We start from the raw sequence: 6605 nt of genomic DNA on the forward strand, positions 1-6605 counted from the left end.
GCTTATGGGACAACAGAAACCGTTGGGCGGGGCTGGTCTGCGCGGCCAAAGCGCAGGAGAGACCAGTATCTGCACCGTGGGCAAGAGTGGCACCGGTCTTACCTATCGCGGTTACGACATCAAGGAGCTGGCCGATAGCGCCCAGTTCGAGGAGGTTGCCTATCTGCTGCTGAAGGGAGAGTTGCCGAGTAACCAGCAACTGGCCGACTACAAACGCGAGCTGCGCCGCTTGCGCATGTTGCCAGCGGCGCTGCTGGAGGTGCTGGAGCGCATTCCCGCCGATGCTCACCCCATGGATGTGCTGCGCACCGGCTGCTCCATGCTCGGCGATCTGGAGCCAGAAGATGGTTTCGAGCATGAACACGAAGTGGCGGATCGGCTGCTGGCCGCCTTTCCGGGCATTCTGATCTACTGGTACAAGTTCAGTCACGAGGGCGTTCGCATCGCCCTCGACAGCGACGAGGAGTGTATCGGCGGCCACTTTCTGGCGCTGCTGCACCAGAAGGCGCCAAGCGAGCTGGAGAGGCGGGTGATGCATGTCTCCCTCATCCTCTACGCTGAGCATGAGTTCAACGCCTCCACCTTTGCGGCGCGAGTCTGCGCCTCGACCCTTTCGGACATGTTCTCCTGCATCACCGCCGCCATCGGCACCCTGCGCGGCCCGCTGCACGGCGGCGCCAACGAGGCAGCCATGGCGATGATTGAAGATTGGCAAGACGAGACGCAGGCAAGGCGCGAACTGCTGGCCAAGCTGGCGGCCAAGGAGAAGATCATGGGCTTTGGCCACGCCATCTACCGCACCTCGGATCCGCGCAACGTCATCATCAAGGAGTGGTCGGGCAAGCTCGCCGAGGCGGTGGGTGATGATCGCCTCTATCGCGTCTCCTGTGAGGCGGAGAAGGTGATGTGGGAGGAGAAAGAGCTCTTTCCCAACGCCGACTTCTTCCACGCCAGCGCCTATCACTACATGGGGATCCCGACCAAGCTGTTCACCCCCATCTTCGTCTGCTCACGGGTCACCGGCTGGTGCGCCCACGTGATGGAGCAGCGCGAGCACAACCGGATCATCCGCCCGAGCGCCGATTATGTCGGCCCGGCCCCCCGTCACTTTGTCTCTCTACAACAACGATAAGGAAGTCACGATGTCCGCCAACGTCGACGTCAACCACAGACCAGACCCCGATCAGGTGCTGGTCGATATTGCCGATTATGTCTGCAACCACCCCATTACCAGCAAGGCGGCCCTCGACACCGCCCGCTACTGCCTGATGGATACGCTCGGCTGTGGCCTCTTGGCCCTGCGCTTCCCCGAGTGCACCAAGCACCTTGGCCCCATAGTCCCCGGCACCCTCGTACCCCATGGCGCCCGGGTGCCCGGAACCCAACTCTGCCTCGATCCGGTCAAGGCCGCCTGGGACATCGGCGCCATCATCCGCTGGCTCGATTACAACGACACCTGGCTAGCCGCCGAGTGGGGTCACCCCTCCGATAATCTGGGCGGTATTCTGGCCACTGCCGACTGGCTCTCCCGTACTCGCGTGGCCGAGGGCAAGGTGCCGCTCACCATGAGCGATGTGCTGGTGGCCATGGTCAAAGCCCACGAAATTCAGGGGGTGCTGGCGCTGGAGAACTCCTTCAATCGGGTCGGTCTCGATCACGTGGTACTGGTCAAGGTTGCCAGCACCGCCGTGGTGACTCATATGCTGGGGGGCACCCGCGATCAGGTGATCGATGCGGTCTCCCAGGCCTGGGTCGATGGCCAGAGCCTGCGGACCTACCGTCATGCCCCCAATGCAGGGTCGCGCAAGAGCTGGGCGGCGGGGGATGCCACCTCTCGCGCAGTGCGCCTCGCCCTTATCACCATGAGCGGCGAGATGGGCTATCCCGGCGTACTGAGCGCGCCCAAATGGGGTTTTTACGATGTGCTGTTCAAGGGCAACCAGTTCGCCCTGCATCAGGGGTACGGCTGCTATGTGATGGAGAACGTGCTGTTCAAGATCTCCTATCCCGCCGAGTTCCACGCCCAGACCGCGGTGGAGTGCGCCATGAAGCTGCATAGTCAGGTGAAGGGGCGGCTCGACGAGATAGACCGTATCGAACTCACCACCCATGAGTCGGCCATTCGCATCATCAGCAAGGTCGGCGCCCTCAACAACCCGGCCGATCGGGATCACTGCCTGCAGTACATGGTGGCGGTGCCGCTCATCTTTGGTCGCCTGATCGCCGAGGATTACGAGGACGATGTCGCCGCCGATCCCCGCATCGACACGCTGCGCGGCAAGATGGTGGTGCAGGAGGATAAACGCTACAGCCGCGAATATCTGGAGGCAGACAAGCGCTCCATCGCCAACGCCATCCAGATCTTCTTCAAGGACGGCACTCACACCGCCAAGGTGGAGGTGGAGTATCCGGTCGGCCATCGCCGTCGCCGGGAGGAGGGGATCCCGCTGCTGGTGGAGAAATTCCAGCACAATCTGGCTACCCGCTTCCCGGCCAAACGGGTCAGCGACATCCTTGCTCTCTGTCAGGATGGGCCGCGGCTTGCTGCCACCCCGGTACACGCCTTTATGGATCTGTTGGTGATCTGACCGATATCTACAGGCAAACAGCGATAAAGGAAAAGCGGGCTCATCGGCCCGCTTTGTTATTCTGGCGGCTTATCCCTCGATAAGCCTTACCCCAGCGCACTGCTGTCGCCGTTAAAGAGCGCCGTCATGATGGCCGTCTCGCGACTGGCGATGGTTTCGAGAAATTCGTTGGCACGCCCCATCTGATGACACACCTGATAGCCGCGCTCGACAAAGGAGAAAAGCTCGCCCAGCCCCGCCAGATGGGCGGGACCTGACACCAGCTTGAGGGTCGCCCCCAGCAGCGGCTTTCTCGCCAGCCTGTCCAGCGTCATGCCAAGCTCGCTCACCAGCGCAATCTGATGTTCCCGGCGCGCCTGCTCGCCTACGGCACGATAGGCGATGGTGTAATGGTCCGGCGTGATGGGATCAATACCATCAATGCGCCGCAGCGCCACCACCATCAGGTAGTCCAGCTCTTCGGAGAGGGCGTCGAGCTCGATCGCTTGTGCCAGCACCTTGAGGCCGGACTCCGGCAACAGCCGCTCGGCTGTCGGCATCACCCGCATCACGTCCGCATCGCGGCGGGCGCAATCCCCGGGGCCATAGAGATCGGTCAGGAAGAACTCGGCGGCAGGGCCGTAGCGGTCACTCTCCAGCAGATCACGATGGGTTCGCCCCAACCGGTCGGCCTGCCACTGGCGTAGCCGATCCCGATCCTGCTGATCCTCCGGGTGAGCACGCATCTGCTCGCGCAAGGCTGCAACCCGCTTGAGCTGGCGGTAGAGCCGACCCAGGGTGCTATCGTCGTCGTGGGCATGTTCTTGATGCGTCATCTACTGCTCTCTGGCCTTGGGCCCATTGATGGGGATTCGGTGATACGAAGATACAAGTGAATGAAAAACAAGCAGCTTTTGCTCGCCGTTCCGTGACAAGTGTAGCGCGCACGGGGGAGGGAATAAATGCCATGCCCCGCTGATAGCCTTCATCCCTCTCGACTCTGTTAAGTGAGTCCCATTTATGTGAACCATCCTTTCATTTGTTGTGAACATGTGTTTAATATCAATAACTAACTTATGACTCAGAGTAACGACCATGTTCTTCAACTCGCTCGCTGGCAGCAGCGCACTCTCTACCATCCAGATCAGCCGTCAGCATCCGCTGGGATTGGCCGCCGCCCGGATCGCGGCCGAAGCCATCGCTGCGGACATGAGCGAGAGCTATCAACTCGATTGCGAATGGGCAGATGAAGAGGAGACCGAGCTTCGTTTTCGCGGCTCAGGGGTACATGGCACTCTCACCCTGGACGAAGATACCCTGGAACTGGAAGTGCATCTTGGTTTGATGCTGTTACCGGTACGCAGCGTACTGGAGCAAGAGATCCTCGATTATGTCGACAATCGCTTACCTTGCCCCAAACATGTTTGAAACTCTTCGTTGCACTGTCTTTAAATAAACCAGCTGTAAACGATGGCTGTTTGAAATAAGTTTGCAAGCCATATGGTTTGTCATATTTATTATCCAGCGAGGTCTAGATTCTATTTTGTAAGTAATCTTTCATCTTTATTTCATATTTCGAGTCGGCACTCATTAATGTCATTCTGATTGCATCAAGTCTTCATCCGGATATGAGGGAAGGAGCAATTTGCCGCCTCGGTAAATTCGTTTTGTAGGGAAACAACCATGCCACTGAGTGAATTTATCTCCTGCGTCGATACCGCCTGGTTACGCATGGACAGACCCAACAACCTGATGCAGATCATCGGTGTCCTGATGTTTGAAGGAGAGCTTGATGAAACGCGTCTGCGGGCCGGATTGCGCCATACCATTTCGGTGCAACCCCGTTTCCACCAGCGGGCCGTGCTGGAGGGGGGCTCCTACTACTGGCGCCATGATCCCGATTTCGATCTCGATCAGCACCTCAAGCGAGTGATCCTGCCGGGTGAAGCGGGCAAGCTGGAGCTGGAGAAGCTGGTGGCCGATCTCGCCTCGACGCCGCTCAACCACCAGCGCCCCCTGTGGGATATGCACCTGACCGACACTTCGCTGGGTGGGCAAGCGCTGGTGGTGCGCATTCACCACGCCATGGGCGATGGCTTCTCGCTGGTGCGAGCCATGCTGACCATGATGGATAACACACCGGAAGGGGCGCCGCGACCACCGTCACCGGAGCCACTGGATGACAGCGATGACGAGGATGAGGAGGATTGCCACCAGGGCAGCCGGCTGGTGCGGGCCGGTCTCAAGCTGACCGGTAGCCTCTGGTCCAAATATGTCGAAGTGGTCACCCATCCCACCAAGGCGGTGGATTACCTCAAGACCGGGCGGGATGTGGCGAGCGAGCTGTGCAATATCGCCACCCTCGGTGATGATTCACCCTGCCGCCTGCGTGGCAAGACCACCAGCACCAAGCGGGTGGCCTGGTCGGAGCAAATTGATCTGCCGGATATCAAGGCAGTGGGCAAGGTACTGGGCTGCTCGGTCAACGATCTGCTGATCGCCGCCACCGCAGGGGCGTTTCGCCACTACCTGCAGGAGAAGGGGGATGATGCCAACAAGGTCAAGATCCGCGCCCTGGTGCCAGTCAATATGCGTGCACCGGACGATGAGGGGGCACTTGGCAACCGCTTCGGGCTGGTGGCCCTGGACTTGCCACTGGATGTTGAACACCCGTTGCAGCGGCTCTATACCGTGCGTGACCGAATGCAGGAGCTGCGCACCTCGCTACAACCCGTGGTAGTGCTCAACTTGTTACATGCCCTTGGCATGGCCCCCAATGCGGTGCAGCAGCAGGCCGTCGAGCTGCTCACGGCCAAGGCCAGCGCGGTGATCACCAATGTGCCCGGCCCGCAGCAGACCCTCTATCTGGCTGGAGCAAAATTGCGTCAGCCGCTGTTCTGGGTGCCGCAATCGGGGGATATCGGCGTCGGCGTCTCCATCCTCTCTTACGATCACAAGGTGCAGCTGGGCCTTATCACCGACAAGAAGCTGGTACCGGATCCGGATCGGGTGGTCGAGCGGTTTGCGGTGGAGTTCGAGCAACTGCTGTTGCTGGTTCTGATGGAGCCGGAGCTGTTGTTTGACCCGAACGGCCTTGATGCGCTGCTGGGTTGAGTGTGCACTTGAGCGACCGGTGACGGCGTAGCCAACCGGTCAGCATCCATCATAAAAGAGGCCAACCCGCGGGTTGGCCTTTTGTTTTTCTTAGCGGTAGGAATGGCGGTTAATCCTCCAGCTCCTCGCGCGCCGCCTCTACATCAAGGCGCTCCATGGCATCCATCGGTTCGCACTCGGCCGCTTCGGCATAGAGGGCTTCGGCCGCTTTCAGACGGCTCTTGCCGTGCAGCATCACCTGTGCGTTGGCGTACTCCATGCGGGCGATAGCCGATTCGGGGATCAGCGCCAGCGCCTCCTTGAAGTGACGCTCGGACTCCTCCTTCTTGGCGCCATAGGTAAGGCCGCCGATCATGGCCCCCAACTTGTCGACGATCTCCGCGTGCCAGGCGCCAAAGGCAATATGGGCCTCGGCGTGATCTGGCGCCAGCTCCAGCGCCTTCTCAAGGCTTGCCTTGATCTTGTCGCCAATTCCTTGCGAGAGAGCCTTGGAGATGGAGATGACCTGACTGTAGCGCCCGAGTGCCAGCGCGTGGAAGTACCAAGCGTTGGCGTTCCTGGGCTGACGCTTTTGCAGCTTCTCGGCATGGCTGGCCGCCCGCTCGAAGGCGGCGCGCTTGGCATATTTGTCCTCCAGCAGATAGCTGGCGTGGATCACCAGCGCTTTGTTCGCCACATTGAGGCCCGCCTCACCGGCCGCTTCGCCAAGGGCGACGGCCCGGGCAAAATCCCCGGCATGATAGGCCCGCCAGGCATCCTGTACCTGTTCATCTTCAGGCCAGGGTTCGGCATCCCCCTGATGGAGACGATCCCAGTTGTCCGCCAGCTTCTGGCCAGCATAGTCATAGGCCGCATCCGCGTAGGGGAAGGGGACAAATTCGAGTTGTGAAGTGGTCATGCTTGTTCTCCCTGTAGCATGTGAAT

Annotated in this window: 6 protein-coding genes; 4 read left to right on the plus strand and 2 right to left on the minus strand. The window is 60.2% G+C overall.

Features of this window, described 5'->3' with window-relative positions; genetic code table 11:
- Nucleotides 1–4 precede the first annotated feature (4 nt).
- A complete protein-coding gene (gene prpC, locus AB5Y92_RS01620) occupies nt 5–1132 on the plus strand; it encodes a 2-methylcitrate synthase (protein WP_245096595.1) in 1128 nt (375 codons plus the stop codon).
- 10 nt (nt 1133–1142) lie between these two features.
- Nucleotides 1143–2588 carry a bifunctional 2-methylcitrate dehydratase/aconitate hydratase gene (locus AB5Y92_RS01625; protein WP_368225281.1) on the plus strand — a complete coding sequence of 482 codons (1446 nt, stop codon included), beginning with the start codon at nt 1143–1145 and terminating at the stop codon, nt 2586–2588.
- A gap of 86 nt (nt 2589–2674) precedes the next feature.
- Here AB5Y92_RS01625 and AB5Y92_RS01630 read toward each other — a convergent pair whose 3' ends face one another.
- The gene (locus AB5Y92_RS01630; protein WP_021230124.1) at nt 2675–3403 is read right to left on the minus strand and encodes a hypothetical protein; all 729 of its coding nucleotides are present in this window, start codon (nt 3401–3403) and stop codon (nt 2675–2677) included.
- Between the two features lie 259 nt (nt 3404–3662).
- On the opposite strand from AB5Y92_RS01630, the gene AB5Y92_RS01635 reads away from it, so the two are divergent.
- Together AB5Y92_RS01635 and AB5Y92_RS01640 are read left to right on the plus strand one after the other, a co-directional pair.
- Nucleotides 3663–3995 (plus strand): polyhydroxyalkanoic acid system family protein, encoded by a 333-nt coding sequence (locus tag AB5Y92_RS01635; RefSeq protein ID WP_164536816.1) that lies wholly within the window; start codon nt 3663–3665, stop codon nt 3993–3995.
- A 255-nt stretch (nt 3996–4250) separates the two neighbouring features.
- On the plus strand, nt 4251–5681 hold the full coding sequence (locus tag AB5Y92_RS01640) for a wax ester/triacylglycerol synthase family O-acyltransferase (RefSeq protein WP_245096600.1): 1431 nt from the start codon (nt 4251–4253) through the stop codon (nt 5679–5681).
- Nucleotides 5682–5790: 109 nt separating this feature from the next.
- On the opposite strand, the gene AB5Y92_RS01645 is transcribed toward AB5Y92_RS01640, so the two are convergent.
- The gene (locus tag AB5Y92_RS01645) at nt 5791–6579 is read right to left on the minus strand and encodes a hypothetical protein (RefSeq protein ID WP_245096602.1); all 789 of its coding nucleotides are present in this window, start codon (nt 6577–6579) and stop codon (nt 5791–5793) included.
- Nucleotides 6580–6605: the final 26 nt, after the last annotated feature.

Source organism: Aeromonas sp. R1-1, from assembly GCF_040908495.1.
Classification (GTDB): Bacteria; Pseudomonadota; Gammaproteobacteria; order Enterobacterales; family Aeromonadaceae; genus Aeromonas; species Aeromonas veronii.

Coding starts and splice junctions, on each gene's coding strand:
- prpC (WP_245096595.1), top strand. CDS start 5: ATGGGACAACAGAAACCGTTGGGCGGGGCTGGTCTGCGCGGCCAAAGC.
- AB5Y92_RS01625 (WP_368225281.1), top strand. CDS start 1,143: ATGTCCGCCAACGTCGACGTCAACCACAGACCAGACCCCGATCAGGTG.
- AB5Y92_RS01630 (WP_021230124.1), bottom strand. CDS start 3,403: ATGACGCATCAAGAACATGCCCACGACGACGATAGCACCCTGGGTCGG.
- AB5Y92_RS01635 (WP_164536816.1), top strand. CDS start 3,663: ATGTTCTTCAACTCGCTCGCTGGCAGCAGCGCACTCTCTACCATCCAG.
- AB5Y92_RS01640 (WP_245096600.1), top strand. CDS start 4,251: ATGCCACTGAGTGAATTTATCTCCTGCGTCGATACCGCCTGGTTACGC.
- AB5Y92_RS01645 (WP_245096602.1), bottom strand. CDS start 6,579: ATGACCACTTCACAACTCGAATTTGTCCCCTTCCCCTACGCGGATGCG.